At 71.5% G+C, this 18066-nt stretch carries 8 protein-coding genes and 1 pseudogene; 3 read left to right on the forward strand and 6 right to left on the reverse strand.

Translation table 11 applies throughout. The features are described 5' to 3' along the window. Positions 1 to 52: 52 nt before the first annotated feature. Genes AC0685_RS06285 through AC0685_RS06295 form a run of 3 tightly spaced genes read right to left on the reverse strand, consistent with a single transcriptional unit; the run spans position 53 to position 12259 of the window. A complete protein-coding gene (locus AC0685_RS06285) occupies positions 53 to 5365 on the reverse strand; it encodes a type I polyketide synthase (protein WP_478224605.1) in 5313 nt (1770 codons plus the stop codon). Between the two features lie 13 nt (positions 5366 to 5378). Next, on the reverse strand, positions 5379 to 8834 hold the full coding sequence (locus AC0685_RS06290; RefSeq protein ID WP_478224606.1) for an acyl carrier protein: 3456 nt from the start codon (positions 8832 to 8834) through the stop codon (positions 5379 to 5381). Further along, positions 8831 to 12259, reverse strand: a complete 3429-nt coding sequence (locus tag AC0685_RS06295; RefSeq protein ID WP_478224607.1) for a non-ribosomal peptide synthetase — start codon at positions 12257 to 12259, stop codon at positions 8831 to 8833. Before AC0685_RS06295 ends, AC0685_RS06290 begins: the two co-directional genes overlap by 4 nt. A gap of 262 nt (positions 12260 to 12521) precedes the next feature. Here AC0685_RS06295 and AC0685_RS06300 point away from each other — a divergent pair, with 262 nt between their 5' ends. Continuing rightward, complete coding sequence (locus AC0685_RS06300; RefSeq protein WP_478224608.1) at positions 12522 to 12875, forward strand: hypothetical protein; 354 nt, start codon at positions 12522 to 12524, stop codon at positions 12873 to 12875. Between the two features lie 48 nt (positions 12876 to 12923). On the opposite strand, the gene AC0685_RS06305 is transcribed toward AC0685_RS06300, so the two are convergent. The 3 genes from AC0685_RS06305 to AC0685_RS06315 all read right to left on the reverse strand — a co-directional run bounded on the left by AC0685_RS06305 (position 12924) and on the right by AC0685_RS06315 (position 16088). After that, positions 12924 to 13193, reverse strand: coding sequence for a hypothetical protein (locus AC0685_RS06305; RefSeq protein WP_478224609.1), 270 nt, complete (start codon positions 13191 to 13193; stop codon positions 12924 to 12926). A 486-nt stretch (positions 13194 to 13679) separates the two neighbouring features. Then, the gene (locus AC0685_RS06310) at positions 13680 to 14630 is read right to left on the reverse strand and encodes a DMT family transporter (RefSeq protein WP_478224610.1); all 951 of its coding nucleotides are present in this window, start codon (positions 14628 to 14630) and stop codon (positions 13680 to 13682) included. A gap of 657 nt (positions 14631 to 15287) precedes the next feature. Further along, the gene (locus AC0685_RS06315; RefSeq protein WP_478224611.1) at positions 15288 to 16088 is read right to left on the reverse strand and encodes an SAM-dependent methyltransferase; all 801 of its coding nucleotides are present in this window, start codon (positions 16086 to 16088) and stop codon (positions 15288 to 15290) included. 361 nt (positions 16089 to 16449) lie between these two features. Here AC0685_RS06315 and AC0685_RS06320 point away from each other — a divergent pair, with 361 nt between their 5' ends. Beyond that, the gene (locus AC0685_RS06320) at positions 16450 to 17229 is read left to right on the forward strand and encodes an alpha/beta fold hydrolase (RefSeq protein WP_478224612.1); all 780 of its coding nucleotides are present in this window, start codon (positions 16450 to 16452) and stop codon (positions 17227 to 17229) included. A 29-nt stretch (positions 17230 to 17258) separates the two neighbouring features. Further along, positions 17259 to 17453: pseudogene (locus tag AC0685_RS06325) on the forward strand (MerR family transcriptional regulator); the annotation flags it as partial. Between the last annotated feature and the right edge of the window lie 613 nt (positions 17454 to 18066).

Below are 18066 nucleotides of genomic sequence, written 5' to 3' on the forward strand. Positions count from 1 at the left end.
GGTAATGACGGTTAGAACGATCATTGCCACTCACGAGGCCTGACCCACCGCTTCAGCGCTCAAGCTTCGGGATGGTGGTCCGGGCGGATTCGTCCGGCGCCTCGGCCTTGCCGGCGCGCAGCTCCTCGATCCGCTCGGCCAGAGTGGCCACTGTGGACGCTTCGAACAGCGTCTTCATCGCCAGCCGCGTGCCGGTGGCCTTGCGCACCTGGGCGATGAGCTGGATGGCGACCAGCGAGTTGCCGCCGAGGGCGAAGAAGTCGTCGTGCACGCCGATCTTCTCCACGCCGAGCAGCTCGGTCCACTGGCGGGCGATCTCGGCCTCCAGCTCGGTGCGCGGGGCGACGTAGTCGTCCTCCGACACCTTCACCGGCGCTTCGTCGGGTTCGTCCAGCTCCTCGACGGTGACCTGGTGCTCGATCAGCTCCCGCACCGGGAGGGTGCTGATCACCACCTGCCCGCCGAGACCGGGATCCAGCGCCCGCACGAACGCCTCGGCACCGTCCACCGGCCGGATCCCGGTCGACGTCCCAACAGTGTCCACAGTGGACGCCGAAGTCAGGCCGCCGCCGACGGCGGCCTGATCGACCTGGCGCAGCACGAAATCCTCGATCGTGACGAGCACGCGACCGGTCTCGTCGCACAGCGAAAGGTCGGCCGCCACCACCTGGTCGCCGCCGGAGTCGCGGTAGCGCAGGTGGCTGCGGAAACTCGCCGGGAGCGCGTCGTGCACGACGATCCGGCCGTAGCTCATCGGCAGGTAGGTGCCGCTCCCCCGGCCGCGGCCGAACGCGGTCGCGACGTCCAGCAGTGCCGGGTGCAGGCCCCACGCGCCGGCGTCACCCGCCGCCGCGTCGGGAGCCGTGATCGTGGCCAGCTCCTCCTCCGCGCCGATGCGGTGTTCGCGCAACGCCGCCCAGCGCGGGCCGAAGGTGACCATGCTGGTGCGGCCGGTGCCGAAGCCGTGCCCGTCGTCGATCGGCTCGGTCCGCCCGGTCACCGCCTCGATGTCCACAGTGGACGTCGGCCCCGCCTCGACCCATCCGGCGGATCCGCGCACGTGGGTCCGGCTCGCGCCGGCGACGTGGCTGGTCACGGTGAAGTCGTCGCCGTCGAACTCCACGCGGTACTCCGCGGTGGCGCCGTCCGGGACGCCGAACGGCTCCAGGAAGGCGACGTCCCGCAACTCGACGACGTGCCCGTCACCGGGCTTCGGCAGCGCCGCGGCCACCGCCGCGCGGACGGTCTCCAGGTGTCCCGTACCCGGCACCACCGGCACCCCGGCGATCCGGTGCTCGTCGAGCAGCCAGTGCGTGGCCGCCGAGACGAGCCCGTGCGCGCCGTCCTCGGTGCGCGTGGTGAGCACCGGGTGCTCGACCGGGCCGAGTGCCCGCGACCGGGTGGTGCGGATCGTGGTCGGCGCGGCCACTTCCGCGGCCATGCCGACCTCTTCCCAGCCACCCCAGGCGTGCGAGACGAGCCGCGCCCGCCAGCCGTGGCCGCCCCGCGCGTAGGCGTCGAGGAAGTTGTTGGCGGCGCAGTAGTCGACCTGCCCGATGCCGCCCGTCACCGCCGTGATCGACGAGCACAGCGCGACGAAGTCCATCGGCAGGTCGGCGAACGCCTCGGCAAGAGCCAGCGTCCCGGCGATCTTCGGGGCCAGCACGGCCTCAGCCGCGGCCCGCTCCTTCACCTCGGCGACGCCACCACCGGGCAACCCGGCCGCGTGCACGATCCCGTCGAGGCCGCCGAACTCGCGCTCGGCCAGCTCACGCACCTCACGCAGCCGCCCCGCGTCGGTGACATCGGCGGCGACGACGTGCACTACCGCGCCCGCGGTCTCCATCCGCCGCACGGCGAGCATCGCGCGCCCGGCACGGTCGGTGCCGCCGTGCGCGGCGAGGTGCGCGTCCCACTCCGCCCGCGGCGGCAGCCCGGCGCGGGTGAGCAGCACGAGCTTCGCCCGCACCCGGCGAGCGAGGTCCTCGGCGAGCGTGATGCCGATGCCGCCGGTCCCGCCCGTGATCAGGTACCGGCCGCCGTCGCGCAGCACCGGTTCGGCGGTCTCGGGCAGGGCGAGCTGGGTATAGTCGAGTATCCAGCGACGGCCGGCCCGCAGCGCGACCTCGGCGGCCGCGTCGGCGGGGCGGAACAGCTCAGCGACAGCGTCCTGCGGGCGATCTACATCGATCCGGCGCACCACCGTGCCAGGGACTTCCAGCGGCACGACCCGGGCGATGCCGGCGAGGGTCGCGTGCTCGGGGCGGTTCAGATCGGTGCCGGTGACGTCGACGGTGCCGGTACTCAGCACGTCGATCCGCACCGGCTCGCCCCAGGCCTGAACAAGATTGAGCAGGCTGAAGAACCCGTGGTCCTGTGCGGCCATGCCGCGCTCTTCCCCGGCCAGCGTCCAGGCGTGGACGACCCGCTCGGGCCGGGCGGGCAGCGCGGCCACGAGCGCGTCGTAGTCTTCGCGGGCCCCGGGCCGGACGGTGAATCCGGTCTCCGTCGCGGCGAACCCGTCACCGGGACGCACCTCGGTGACCGTCACACCCGCCTCGCGCAGAAGACCGGGCAAGACGTCGTCAGCGGCGAAGACGAGCGCGTTCGCGAAGGGCTCGCGTCTCAGGTCCGGTTCCGCCTGCCGCCACGCCGGGACCGCGAACCACTCGGACAGCGGCAGCGGACCGGTCGACCGCGCGGGCTGGGCAGCCGTGATCGGGTCCGGGTCGACCCAGTACCGCTTGCGCGCGTACGGATAGCCGGGCAGCGGCACCCGGTGGCCGGGCGCGCCGAACATGCGCGGTTCCAGGGAAACCCCGTTCGTCCACAAGAGACCGGCCGCGCCGTACAGTGTTTCGACGTCGCCGATGCGCTCGGTACGGCCCGGCAGGCTCGGCTGCGGCGCGGGCATGCCCTTGGGGACCTGGCCGCGGGACAGTCCGGACAGCTGATGACCCGGGCCGCATTCGACGAGCGCCCAGCGGCCGCCGCGCGCGAACAGGTTCTTGACGCAGTCGCCGAACCGGACGGCCTGACGCAGGTGCGAGGCCCAGTAGGCCGGGTCGGTGGCCTGGGCGTCGGTGATCCAGTCGCCGGTGACGTTCGACAGGAACGGCAGCGCGGGCGCGATGCGGGTGACGGCGGCGACGGCCGCGGTGAACTCGGCGAGGATCGGGTCCATCATCGGCGAGTGGAACGCGTGCGAGGTCACCAGCTCGCGGCACTGCACGCCGCTGGCCTTGAGCGTCGCCGCGAAATCCGCGACCGCGTCCGACGGCCCGGCCACGACACACGTGCCGGGCCCGTTCACCCCGGCGATCGCGAGCGTGCCCGGCAGCCGCGAGGTGACGCTCTCCTCGTCGAGCTGGACGGCCAGCATCGCCCCGGCGGGCATCGACTGCATGAGGCGGCCGCGGGTGGCGACCAGGTTCAGCGCGTCCGGCAGGGTGAAGACCCCGGCGACGGTGGCGGCGACGTACTCGCCGACCGAGTGACCGATCATCGCCGCGGGCCGCACACCCCAGCTCTGCCACAGCCTCGCCAGCGCGTACTCGACGACGAACAGCGCGGGCTGGGTCACGCGGGTTTCCCGCAGCGCCTGCTCGCCGCCGGGCCGGAAGATCAGGTCGCGCAGCTCCGGCAGCTCGGGTTCGAGCAGCCGCAGGCACTCGTCGACGGCCGCGGCGAACACCGGCTCGGCGTCGTACAGCTCGGCGCCCATCCCGGCGTATTGGGAACCCTGCCCGGGGAAGAGGAACGCCACGTTCGTCTCCCCGGCCTGTGCGGACACGAGGCGCCGGGGGTCGCGCAGCCCGTCGACCGCGTCCTCCGGGTCACGGGCGACGACGACCGCGCGGTGCGGGTACTCGGTGCGCCCGGCGGCGAGGGTGTACGCCACGTCGGCGAGGTCGAGGTCGACGTCCCCGGCCAGCCGCTCGGCGAGCTGGTCGACCGCGGCCGAGAGCGCTTCCGCGGTGTTGGCCGACACCCGCAGCAGATGCGCCGGATGCGGCGTCCGGGACCGCTGCGGACTCGGCGCCTCCTCCAGCACGACGTGCGCGTTGGTGCCGCCGACGCCGAACGAGCTGACGCCCGCCCGCCGCGGCACCCGGCCCGCCTCCCACTTCGTCACCTCGCGCGCCGGGAAGAACGGGCTCGCCGGGAAGTCGATCCCCGGGTTGGGTTCGTGATAGTTGATGGTCGGCGGGATCAGCCCGTGCTCCATGACGAGCACGGCCTTGATCAGCGAGACCACGCCCGCCGCCTGCGACAGGTGGCCGATGTTGGACTTCACCGAGCCGATCGCGCACCAGCCGGTGTCCGCGACCCTGTCCCCGTACACAGTGGACAGTGCGGTGATCTCGATCGGGTCACCCAGCGCGGTTCCGGTGCCGTGCGCCTCGACGTAACCGATGGTGCGCGGATCGACACCGGCCATGCCGACGGCCTGCGCGATCGCCTCCGTCTGCCCGGACACGCTGGGCGCGGAGAAACCGACCTTGGTGGCGCCATCGTTGTTGATCGCGTTGCCCAGCACGACACCCCGGATGTGGTCGCCGTCCTCGATCGCCTGCGACAGCCGCTTCACCAGCACGACCCCGACGCCGCTGCTCCAGACCGTGCCGTTGGCGCCCGCGTCGAACGCGCGCACGTGGCCGTCCGGCGAGGTGAAGCCGTCGACACCCATGTAGCCGACGCCGTGCGGCATTTCCACGTTGACCCCACCGGCCAGCGCCATGTCGCACTCGCCGTTGCGCAGCGCCTCGCAGGCGAGGTGCACCGCCACCAGGGACGTCGAGCAGGCGGTGAACACCGCGAGACTCGGACCGCGCAGGTTGAGCTTGTACGACACCGAGGTCGTCAAGTAGCTCGGCTGGTTGCCGGTCGAGATGCCGATCCCGCCGTGCTGCGAGGCGAGGAGCCGCTCGTTGCGCATCAGGTTCTCGGTCAGGTATCCGGTGCCCCCGGACCCGCCGTAGACGCCGATCGCGCCGTCGAAGCGGGCCGGGTCGTAGCCCGCGTCGGTGAGCGCGGCGTGGCACGACTGGAGGAACAGCCGATGCTGCGGGTCGGTGATCTCGGCCTCGCGGCTGGTCATGCCGAACAGCTCCGCGTCGAACTCGTCGAAGCCGTCGACCACGGCGGTGGCGTTCACCCAGCTCGGATCGTCCACTGTGTCCGGTGCGGCGCCGCGGGCGATCATCTCCTCGCGGGTGGCGGGCACGATCGACTCGACGCCGTCGACGAGGTTGCGCCAGAACTGCCGCGCGTCACGCGCGCCGGGCACGCGCACGTCGAGTCCGACGATCGCGATCGGTTCGGCTCCGGGATCGCCGGTGCCGGTTTCGGGGAGGTGGTTCACGGTGGTGCTCCTATCAGGAGCCGGCCGGGCCGGCGGTGCGACGGGGTCTTCTGGTCTGGGTCCGGCCTCGGCGGGCGGCGACGCGCTCGGCGGCGCGGGCCAGTTCCGGGACAGCTGCGCCGCCGGAGTGCAGGTGCGCGGCGAGGGCGCGGACAGTGGGGTGGGTGAACAGGTCGACCATCGGGATCCGGCGGCCGAGCCGGGCGGTGACCTGGGCGTGCACCCTGGCCAAGGCGAGCGAATTCCCGCCGGCGTCGAAGAAGTTGTCGGTGTGCCCGACTTCGGCGACGCCGAGGACGTCACACCAGGCACGAGCGATCACGGCCTCGGTCGCGGCGAGCGCCGCCGGATCCGCGGCCACCGACGGCGGCCGTGCCCGGACGCGGGTCGTCGCGGCGGGCGCGGCCGTGCGGACGTCCGCCCGCGGCAGCTCCGGCACGCTCGTCCCGACCGCCGCGTCCGGCGCCGCGGCCAGCGCGCCGAGCAGAGCGACGTAGTCCTCGGCGAGCCCGGCCATCCGGGCGTGGTCGAACAGGTCCGGGTTGTACAGCAGTTCGACGCCGTCGTCGTGGACGTACACCGTGAGGTCGAACGGCGACCCAGGCTTGTCGACCGGCAGCCACGCCGACCGCACGCCGGGCAGGTCCAGCCGCGGCTCGGTGAAGTTCAGGACGTTGAACATCACCTGCACGAGCGGGGCGTGCGCGGGATCGCGGGGCACGCCGAGCGCCTCGACGAGCCGTTCGACCGGCGCGGCCGGATGCGCGGTCGCGGCGAGGAGTTCCGCGCCGCCATCACGGACGTGCGTCGCGAAGTCCGCGGCGTCGTCGGCCCGCAGCCGCACCGGCACGATGTCCACGAAGAACCCCGCGACCTCCTGGCACTCGGCGAGCTGCCGGTCCGCGACGACCGTGGCGACCAGATGGTCGGTCGCGCCGGTGAGCCGCCGCAGCAGCTGGCCGAACGCGGCGAGCAGCACCCCGGCGCGTGTCGTGCCGGTGCGGGCGGCCAGTTTCCGGACCGAATCGGCGATACCATCCGAAAAGGACTGACGCAGGCTCACGCCTCGGTAGGTCTGCACGGCCGGGCGCGGCCGGTCACGCGGAAGGTCCACTGTGGTCGGTGCGCCGGTGAGATGTTCGCTCCACCAGGCGACGTCCACAGCTTCCCGGCGTTCGTCGCGTCCGGCCCGCCACACCGCGTAGTCCGCATAGGACGCCACCGGCGGCGGCAGCGGTTCACCCCGGTAGGCCGCCGACAGGTCTGCGCACAGCAGGTCCTGCGACCAGCCGTCGAACGCCGCGTGATGCAGCGTGAAGCCGAGCACGTGTTCCGTCTCGCCGAGCCGGTAAAGCCTTACGCGCCAGGGAGCCTCGCGGTCGAGGCGCACCGGTGTCGCGGCGTCGGCGGCCAGCCGGGACCGCAGACCGTCCTCGGTCACCGGCGCCACCGGCAGCGGAACATCCGACGGCGGCAGGAGATCCGCCAGCGGCGCGCCGTCGACGGCCCGGATCCGCCAGCGGAGTACGTCGTGCCGCTCGGCGACCGCGCGCAAGGCATGGCGCAGGGCGCCGACGTCCAGCGCGCCGGTCAGCCGGAACGCCATCGCGATGTTGTACGGTGCGGCGTCCGGGGCGAGCTGGTCGAGGAACCACAGCCGCCGCTGCTGCGGGGACAGCGCGGGCGCGTGCCCGGTGGTCAGCCCCGGTCCGGTCAGCGGCGGCGCGGCCGCGACCCGCCGGGTGAGCCCGTCGAGAGTGCCGCTCGCGAGCACGTCCTCCGTGGCGACGTCGGCGGCCAGCTCCGCCCGCAGCGCCGCGACCAGGCGCATCGCGGCTATCGAATTCCCGCCCGAGGCGAGGAAGTCCGTCCCCGCGCCGTCGCCGAGCACTCGCCGCCAGATGGCCGCGACCGCGCGTTCGGCCGGGGTGCCGAGCGGGCCGAGGTCCTCCCGTCGTCCCGCCAGCACCGCTTCGGCCAGGTCGCGCAGCGCGGGCCGGTCGATCTTGCCGGTGACCGGGTTGACCGGCAGGCGGTCGAGCACCCGGACCGCGGCCGGGCGCATCGCCGCGGTGAGCCGGTCCTGGCCGAGTGCGTCCACATCGGACGGTGCGGAAGCCGGTGCCAGGAACGCCACCAGCCGGGTGCCGCCCTGCCCGGGGACGGCCACCACGGCGGCGGCGACGACGTCCGGGTGAGTCGCGAGCGCGGCCTCCACCTCGCCCAGCTCGATCCGCTGGCCGCGGACCTTCACCTGGCGGTCGGCGCGGCCGGCGAACTCGAGACGGCCGTCGGGCAGCTCACGGGCCAGGTCACCGGTGCGGTAGAGCCGTTCCCCCGGCGTCATCGGGTCGTCGACGAACTTCGCGGCGGTCAGCTCGGGGCTGCCGAGGTAGCCACGCGCGAGGCCCGGTCCGCCGATGAGCAGCTCGCCGATCTCGCCCGGCGCGACCGGCCGCAGCTCGGCGTCCACGACGTACGCCCGGTGGTTCGGCGTCGGGCGGCCGAGCGGCAGCGGATCGGCGGGCATGCCGGTGACCTCGTCGGTGACGACCACGACGGTGGTCTCGGTCGGGCCATAAGCGTTGAAGAACCGCCGTCCCGGCAGCCAGCGCGCGGCGAGCTCCGCGGGCACCGGCTCGCCGCCGCAGGCGATGACACGCCAGCCGGGCACGGCCGCGGGGTCCACCATGGACAGCAGCGTCGGCGTGACGAAGCCCCACTCGACGTCGTGCTCGACGAGGAACCGCCGCAGCCGCTCGGGGTCGGCCCGGTCGGCGGTGCCGGTGAGCTGGACCGATCCGCCGTTCACCAGCGGGACGAACACGTCCATGGTGAAGGCGTCGAAGGCGGGCGAGGCGATGCCGAGCGCCCGGGCGCCGGGCCGGATCCCGAGGGCGGCGGCGAACCCGGTGACGAACGCGACCACGTTGCGGTGACTGGTCAGCACGCCCTTGGGACGACCGGTGGAGCCGGAGGTGTAGAGGAGGTGGACGAGGTCGTCCGGACCGGCGGGGCACTCGACAGGGCCGTCCGCGGGCGGGGGTACGTCAACGGCCTCGATGCCTTCCGTGGCACCGAATTCGGCCCGCGCACAATCACCTACGACGAGGGAGACCCCGGCGTCCGCGGCGATCTCGGCCAGCCGCGCCTTCGGGCCGCCGGGTTCGAGCGGCACGTAGGCGGCCCCGGACAGCAGCACGCCCACGACGGTCGAGATCAGCTCCGGCCGCCTGTCGGCGCAGACGCCGACGCGGGTGCCGGGCCCGGCACCCCGGGCCCACAGCAGCCGGGCGACGCCGGTCGCCGACGCGACCAGTTCGCGGTAGGTGAGCCGGGCGTCACCCTGCCGGACGGCGACGGCATCCGGGGTGCGCGCGGCCTGGGCGAGGATCAGCCCAGTGATCGTGGTGTCCGGATAGGACAGTGGCGGGCCATGGCCTCCCACGACGGGCAAGGTGTCGGTCACCGAGGGGTCTCCTGGTCGGTTGTGTGGTGATGCGGTGGCTCGATCCAGTGCCGCTCCCGCTGGAACGGATAACCCGGCAAGGGGACGCGGCCGGGATCGCCGTCCGCTATCCATTCGATCTCGCCGCCTCCGGCCCAGTGGGCAGCCAGGTCTCGCTCCGCCCCGGTTGGGCCCTCGACGTCGGTTCCGTTCGCCAGCAACGCATCGAGCGCGGCGACCGCCGACGTGACCGAGTCCGCCACCACGGCGGCCCGGCACGCGAAAGCCCGCCGCACCGATAGCGTGTACGCCACGTCCCTGAGGTCCGGCGCGTCCGTGGCGAGCCGGTCGCGCAGCCGGGATACCGCCTCGCGCAACGCTTTCGCGTCACGCGCGGACACCGGCAATACGAACGGACCGTTCGCCGCTTGCCGTGGTGGGACGGCAGGGGCCTCCTCCACGATCACGTGCACGTTCGTGCCGCCCATGCCGAACGAGCTGACCCCGGCCACCCGCCGCTCGCGGGCGGGCCAGTCGGTGGCCTTCGCCGGGACGTACCAGGGTCCGCCCGCCAGGTCGACCTCCGGGTGCGGGGCCGTGAAGTGCAGGCTCGGCGGGATGACTCCGTGCCGTACGGACAGCACGGCCTTGATCAGCCCGGCGATACCGGCGGCCGCGTCGAGGTGCCCGATGTTCGTCTTCACCGAGCCCAGCGCACACGTTTCCGGCAGCGTGTCCCCGTAGACGCGGTTGAGCGCGGCCACCTCGATCGCGTCACCCAGCGGGGTGCCGCTGCCGTGGGCTTCGAGCAGCGCGACCTCGTCCGGAGCGACCTCCGCGACGGCCAGCGCCTCGGCCACCGCTGCCGCCTGCCCGGCCGGTCCCGGCACGGCGTAGCCCGCGCGGTCCGGGCCGTCGTTCGTGATCGCCCAGCCGGGCAGCACAGCGTAGACGTGGTCGCGGTCGGCGAGTGCGTCCGCCAGCCGCCGCAGCACGACCACCCCGGCGCCCGAGCTGAACCCGGCACCCGCCGCGCCGACGTCGAACGCGCGGCACCGGCCGTCCGGGGAGGCGAGCCCGCCACTGCGGTACCGCGGCCACGTCACGCTCGCCCCGCCTGCCAGCGCGACGTCGCACCGGTAGTCCGCGAGGCTCTGCACGGCCAGCGCCACCGCCGCGAGCGAGCTGGAGCACGCGCTCTGCACGGCCACCGCCGGCCCGGTCAGCCCCAGCCGGTATGCGACCTGGCCGGGTAAATGATCGGCGAGCTGGCGGCCGGTCAGCCGCCCCTCCCAGTCGTCCGGGTCGACGTCACCGGTCACCGCCGGATTGCCGAACAGGTGGAACAGGAAGTAGCGGTTCACCGAGGCGGCCGTGAACACCCCGACCGGGCCGGTCTCGGCGGCGGGGTCGCGTCCCGCGTCCTCCAGCGCCTGCCACGCCGTTTCGAGGAAAAGCCGGTGCTGCGGGTCGGTCCGCGCGGCCTCGTCGGCGGTGAACCCGAAGAACCCGGCGTCGAACTCCTCGACACCGTCGATCCGGCCGCCCGCCCGCACGTATGCCGGGTCGGCACGCAGGCCCGGCCCGATGCCCAGCGCCGCCAGCTCTTCGTCGGTGTAGTCGTGGATCGAGTCGACGCCCGCGCAGAGGTTCCACCAGAACGAGGCGGCGTCCGGCGCGCCGGGGAACCGGCAGGCCAGCCCGACGACGGCGATGAGATCCCCGGCCCGCTCCTCCGCGGCAGGCGGCGGTTGAGTGTCCGAAGTGGACTCCGTGAACCAGGCGGCCTGCCCGGCGATCGTCGTGCGCTCGAACAGGACGAGCAGCGGGACGTCCACCCCGAACTCGTCGGCCAGCCGCGCCTGCACCCGGCCGAGCCGCAGCGAGTCGCCGCCGGCGTCGAAGAACGCCTCGGTGCGCCCGACCCGGTCACGGCCCAGCACCGTGCACCAGATCCGGTGCACGCGTTCCTCGGCCGGGGTCAGCCGCTCGGCCGGGACGGTCGCGGCCGTCCGCGGGTCCGGCAGCGCCCGTTCGTCGAGTTTTCCGGTTACGGTCAGCGGAAAACCGTCCAGCACCGCGACGGCCGCGGGGACCGAATAGCCGGGCAGGACGTCCGCCAGCGCGGCCCGCAGCGCCCGGCCGTCCGGACGCGAGCCGGACGCGGTCACGTAGGCGAGCAGGTCGCCGTCGCGCACGATCGCGCGGGCTTCGCCCACGCCGGGCTGTTCGGCGAGCCGGGCCTCGATCTCGGTCAGCTCCACCCGGAAGCCGCGGACCTTGACCTGCCGGTCGAGCCGTCCGAGGCAGACGAGGTTCCCGTCCGACAGCAGCCTGCCGAGGTCGCCGGTCCGGTAACGACGGTCGCCGTCGGCGGTCACCCCGAACGCCGGGCTCGGCTGGTCAAGGTAGCCGTCGACGAGATGCCGCCCGCGCACTTCGAGTTCGCCGCTGTCCAGCACGGTGAGCGTGAACCCGGGCAGCGCGTGCCCGATCGGCAGCGGCCCGTCGGCGTCCGGGTCCAGCTCGGCGGCGGTCGTCCGGTAGTGCGCGGCGAAGGTCACCTCGGTGGCGCCATAGCCGTTGACGAACACACACTCCGGCGCGAACCGGCCCCGGCGTACGTCGGAGTGGGTCGCCTGCTCGCCGCCGAGCAGCACGGTCCGCACGGACGGGAGGCCGGTCTCGCCGAGGACGTCGAGCAGGTGCCGGTAGACCGTGGGCGTCGAGTGGTAGACGGTCACCTCGTGCCGGGCCAGCTCGCGCGCGGCGTGGGCGAGGCCGTGCGCGCGCAGGTCGACCGGTACGAGCGCGGCGCCGGTGAGCAGTGCCGGGTAGAGGTCCGGGATCGCCGCGTCGAAGCCGAACGACGCGAGCAGGCTGAGCCGGTCGGCCGCGGTGATGCCGAGGGCGGTGATCTGGTTGTCTACGACGTGCAGGAGGTTGCGGTGGGTCTGCGCGACGGCCTTCGGACGGCCGGTGGACCCGGAGGTGAACAGCACGTACGCCAAGCCGTCCGGATCGGCTTCCGGCACCGGGAGCGGCGCGGTTTCCGTGCCCGCGCGTACAAGCCGCACGGATCCGGTGCCGCACAAGGACTCTGCCAGCTCGACGTACTCCGGATCCGCGAGCACGGCGGTCACCCGCGCGGCCGTGAGCTGGTACTCGAGACGCTCCCGGGGGAAGGTCGGGTCCAGCGGGACGTAGGTGCAGCCCGCGGCGAGGGTGCCGAGGATCGCCGCGATCGCGGCGCTGCCGTGCCCGGTGACGAGCCCGACCCGCTCCCCCGGCCGGACACCGGCGTCGCGTAACCGCAGCGCGCGGCCGCCCGCGAGCCCGGCGAGCCGGCCGTAGGTGAGCCCGGTGCCGTGCTCGAAGACCGCGACGTGGTCGGGCGATTGCCGGGCGTGCCTGTCGAATCGGCTGACGCAGCCGGGCTCCGTCATCGGGCGTCGAGCAGTCGCTCCGAGGTCTTCCGGGCGCGCGACGACAACGGCGTGGACTTCATCTTGCTCCCCAGTGCAGATTCAGGTGAAGAATTACGCAAGGTTAAGACGGCCGGCCGCGCCGAGGAATACGATTTCCGCTGATTTAGTCCGAATGATCCATCTATATTGGACCATACGTCGCAGTTATCCACGGCTTACGCCCGAATCCGCACACTGGACGACACTTCGTGACCATCGTTCGGCCACCAACGACACTCGGTTGATCACTTTCGGTGACACGTCGGATATTAACCGACACCATGCCATGAGCCACTTTTACCGGCAACCGGCGAGCCGTTTTCCACAATCGATTCAGAAATACGGATCCCCGATCGCACGGGTGAACCTCGCCTTCAACGCCGGCCGCGGCGGCGTGAAGGTTCAAGGGCTTGCCAAGACGCCCACGGCGGTCCCGCGCGGGGCAGGCGGAGAACATCGGCTTCCCGGACGCGACGAACACCCGCCCGGCGATGGACGACCGACGTGGGTCGGCACGCTTCCCAGCCTCACGCATGAGTCGTTCGGCTCGCTTGCCTCGCGAATCGACGTGTATCCATTTCAGGCGAATTCGTGAATCAGAGGGACGTTACTTCGGCGGGATTTTCTCCCGCGCGAAACAGCCTCAGGAGTCGGATTCGCCCATCACGAGACCTTCGATGGTGTGCTTCTGAGTGATGGGCCGCAGGGAATCGACGATCGGGCAATCGAGATGGGCGCGCACAAAATCCGGCAGGGTCGCCCAGAATTCGTGCGTCACGGCGGTGTCGTGGCGCGCGTCGTTGCCCGCTCCCGGCGCGTCGAGACCGAGGACGAGGACGGGGCGGCTTTTGGCCGAGTGGTTCGCGGTTCCCCTGTGGACGGTCAGGGCCGACCGGATCGAAATGTCGCCCACTTGCGGCTATCACGATGGCGTCCAGCGTCGAGTCGACATCCGGCTCCGCTTCCAGCGCGCGGGCGATCTCGCCGAGCTTCTTGCCAAGACCGTCCGCGGCATCATCGGTCACGTGCGGCACCTTGTCTCGTGGACAGGATGCCAGCGGGGGGGGGGGAAGGGAAAGGGTGGTGTGGTCGACGTGGGGGGGTGGGGGGGGGTTTTTGGGTTCCCACCCAAAAACCCCACCCACGACCCTCTTCAAACCTTCTTCCGTCGACCTTCATGACGGGAACTCGATCACGCCACCTTTGCCATACGGATCAAATAGAACGACAGCTCTTCATCACCAAAGGAAGTGATCGACAGCGTTTCGACCACCGGGGCGGATACCGGTCGACGTGACGAACTCGGGCCGCGGATCGGCGCCGGGGCCGCTGGTTTCGCCGACCGATTCGACCGCTGAGTCCACTCTGGACGACCGGCGATTTTCCCAGTAGCGCCGGATCACTGCGGTGCCGGTTCCTTCGACTGACGTCCGAGGCTGCCGATCGCGGTCATGATCAGCACGATTCCCACGACACCGGCCACCGTCAGCCGCTCACCCAGCCAGACGACGGCGATCACGACAGCGGTGACCGGCTCGAGCAGGGTCGCCACCACCGCCGCGCCGCTGGGTGTGGTCCGCAGGCCGGTGAACAGCAGCGCGTAGGCGAGCGCCATCGTCACGGCCCCGAGGTAGCCGATCAGCGCCCACGACCCGAGGTCGCCGGTCCACGTCCCACCGCCGCTCGCCAACGGCACGATCAGTCCGGCGGGAACGAGCACCATCGCCGCGACGCAGGTCGTCGTCGTGGTCATGGTCAGCGTGTCGAGCCGTAGGGACAACGGCCCGGCCGCGTCGGCGGAGAGGGCGTAGGCGGCTCCGGACGCGAGTGCGGTGAGCACACCTAGCACCGGGTACGGCGCTTCGCCGTCGGGGCTGCCGGCGACACTGACCAGGAGAAGCCCGGCCAGTGCGACTGTGACCGTGAGGAACTGGCCGGCGGAAGGCCGGCGGCGACGCCGGACGCTGCCGGTGATCAGCAACAGCACCGGCGCGAACCCGAGGCACACCACGGTGGTGATGCTCACCCCGGCCCACAGGACGGCCACAAAGAAGAGCAGCTGGAAGATCGCCGTCGAAACCCCGACCGCCGCCACCCGCCGCCAATGCCGCCGACCGAGCCGCACGCAGTCGCGCAACCGCCGCATCACGGCAGCGGCGATCACCAGGACGACCACCGCGACGAAGGCGCGGTACCCGCCGATGGCCAGTGGTGAGAGGCCCGAAGCGTCGTGGACGACCGGGATGACCGGACCGATCGTGCCCCAGAGCACGCCGGCCAGACACACCAGAACCAGTGCTCGCCCCCGGCCGGCGGGCGCCTGGACAGGCTGTGTTTCCGTGGTTGCCACACCGGCAGCATGACAAACGGACTCAAGCCCGGTCGCCACCCGGCGGTATCCACGACCGGGCCGGTCACGTCCGGCACCGCCCATTGTCGGACGAACACCGACAGGTCGACAGCGTTCTGTCGACCTGCGCGCGGCAATCCCCAAGTTTGGTTTTTCACCGGAGAGGCCGATTCCCGCGCCCAACGGAATAGACGAGCGAATCACGCAAAGCTCCGAGAGAGGGGAAACTTTGTCCAAATCGCGGTATGCCGGGTCGGGTTTCGGCAAATCCCTACTACCGGGACACGACCTCAAGTCCGAAGTGCACGCATTACGACAAGAAGATCTCGAAGAAGAAAGACTCGTCATGATCTGCCACTCCGGCCCGTTGTGGGACATCTGCGTCGACCGCGGCGTCACCCGGAGGCCGGGCGGAGTACGAGGCTGACGAAACCGAAAGCTTCCCGGTGGACGCGTAACCATTCTCTCGATGGGTGGCTGCCGCGGCAAGCGCGTGAGGACTGTCCGGACGATCGAGCCGGTCCGCCACGCCGAGATTCTGCGCGGTATGCGCAGGCTGTCGTCGTACCGACTCGTCCCCCGACGGTGACGCCACCGGATGACGCGCATGGGCAAGCCGGGAAATCCGTTCCCGTCGCGAACAGGACGCCGAGGACCTCAGACCTTGCGTCCGACCCCGGCGTAGACGTCGTCCGGTTCGATGTCACGGAGGCCGGGTTCGGGATGCCACTGTGGCGCGCTCACCACACCGGGATCGATCAGCTCCAGTCCGTCGAAGAGCGCGGCGACCTCGGCGTAGGGGCGGAAGTACATGGGATCCCTGCTGTTCTTCATCGCCTCGGTGACCGCCGCCATTTCCCGGGGCGCGTGGTCGGCGGTCAGATGCGACAGCGCGACCAGGCTGCCTGCCGGCAGTGCCTCCCGGTAACGGGCGACGATCTCGGTGGGGTGCAGGCTGTCCGGGATGAAATGGAACACGGCCACCATGAGCAGCCCGATCGGCTGGTCGGAATCCAGCAACGCCCGCACCGCGGGCGAATTCAGGACCGCCTGAGGCTCGCAGAGGTCTTCCTCGACAACGGCGGCGTTCGGGTTGGCGTCCAGGATGAGGCGGCTGTGGGCGACGGCGACCTTGTCGTAGTCGACGTAGACCACCTGACATTCGGGATCCATGTCCTGGGCGATTTCGTGCACGTTCCCGACCGCCGGGATCCCTGAGCCCAGGTCGAGGAACCGGGTGATGCCCTGTCCGACCATGTACTGCACGGCACGGCGAAGGAACGCCCGGTTGGACGCGGCGACCTGACGGCCAGAGGGCAGGACCGCCATGACCTTCTCCCCGACAGCGCGGTCGGCGTCGAAATTGTGGCTACCGCCGAGCAGCCAGTCGTAGACCCGTGCCGCACTGGGCACCCGGATGTCGACACCCTCCGGAACCCGTTCACCCGCCACGGACACCGCACCTCGCACTGTCTCGACTCTCGGTACACCGCTGTCGCCAGTACGGTACCGACTGCGACACCTCACCCGAAACCGTTTCGCACACCGGCCACTGAAGTACAGGAAGAACAAAGCCGGGCACGCGGACGGGCATATGGGGGCACGGCGGCAAGAAGAAGTTCAAGGACCGGTTCATCTCCACGACGAAGGACAACCGGGTCACGAAGAAGTGGCGTAAACCCGGTCAACGGACGGTCGCGATCGAAGGGGGTTCTCCTGGGCGGCGCGGTGCCGCCGTCGGCGATCATCCGGCTGTACCCGCGCTGAAGCCGCCGGCGGGTTGACCCTGACGCTGGGTCAACCCGTCAGCATGGCCGCCATGAGCACGAAAGACAGCTATTTCACGGTCCACCGGGACGGCGTCGCGATCGAGGTCTCCCGCGGCGGCCGGGGACGGCCGCTGGTCCTGTGTCCCGGGCTCCTCACGACTCAGGCCGACCTGCGCGAGCTGATCGAGCTGCTGCGCCGCGACCACGACGTGATGACCTTCGACCTCAGGGGTCATGGCCTCTCCTCGTCCGCGGACCGGTACACCTTCGAGGCGTTCCTCGGCGATTTCGGCGCCGTCATGGCGGAGTCGGAAGACCACGCGCCCCTGCTCGTGGGGCATTCGCTCGGCGCGGACCTGGCCGTGCACTACGCCGCCGGTCATCCGGACGCCGTGTCCGGGCTCGTCCTCATCGACGGCGCGAACCCGGTACCCGAACCGTTCCTCACCGAGGCCGACCTGCCGGGGTTCCGTGCGATGGCCGAGGGACTGCGGCACGAGTTCGAGCGGGTCGCGGGCACCGAGCGTCAGGTGCTGCTGACTCCTCAGGACTTCCTCGATCTGAACATCGAGATCGAAGCGGTGCGCTCCGGCATCCTCGACCGGTACCGGAAGATCGACCGCCCGATCCACCTGATCATGTCGGCTTCGATGGCCGGGAACAGCGACGACGATCAGGCGCGGCGGCGCAACGAGAATTGGCGGGCCGGAGTCGAACGGCTCGTCCGGGAACGGCCACACCTCACCACGTCGTGGCTCGACGCCGACCACCGGCTCGTCGTCACCCACGCCCGGGACATCGCCCGGTTGATCCGCGAGGCGACCTTCTGACCAGCACGCGGGGCGAGGACACTGGACAGATGCTGACCATCGGCGAGCTGGCGTCGTACGCGGGGGTGACGGTGCGCGCGGTGCGGCACTATCACGCCAAGGGCCTGCTGCCGGAGCCCGGGCGCGACCACTCCGGCTACCGGAGGTACGACGCCGGTGCCGTGGTCGAGCTGATCAGGATCAGGACTCTCGCCGAAGCAGGGGTCCCGCTGTCGCGGGTGCGGGAACTGCTCCACGCCGGGGAGAGGGAATTCGCCGCGGCGGTCACCGACATCGACAAGCGGCTGCGCGCCGAGATCCGGCAGCGGCAGCGGCATCGCGAGCGGATCGCCCGGCTCGCCTCCGGGGACGGTCTGGTGCTGCCCCCGGAGGTGGTCGAGATTCTCGACCGGCTGCGGGCGCACGGTGTCGACGAGCGGATCGTCCAGGTCGAGCGGGACGGCTGGATCCTGCTGGCCGCGCATTCACCCGAGCGAGTCCCGGAGTGGGCGGCGCGCAAGAGGGAGCAGATCACCGACCCACCGCTCATCGATTTCTATCTCACCCTGGGACAGGCTCTCGACCGGGCAGGCAACGATCCCGAACTGGTCGAGCTGGCCGACAAGCTGGCCGTCTACATCACGCGGATGGCCGACGAGCGGGACGAGGCCTATGTCGGCGACACCGAGGTCACCCCACCGTTCGCCGATCTGATGGACACACTGGCCTTCGACACCGCCCCGCCGGCCCGCCGCCTGATCGAGCTGCTGAGAACGCGAGGCTGGACCGGCTGGACGAAGCTGGAACGCGTGGCCCCGGCACCGGACACCGCCGTTCACCCTGGCCGCGGCACGAGAA

The sequence above is a fragment of the Amycolatopsis sp. NPDC043889 genome (assembly GCF_056435645.1).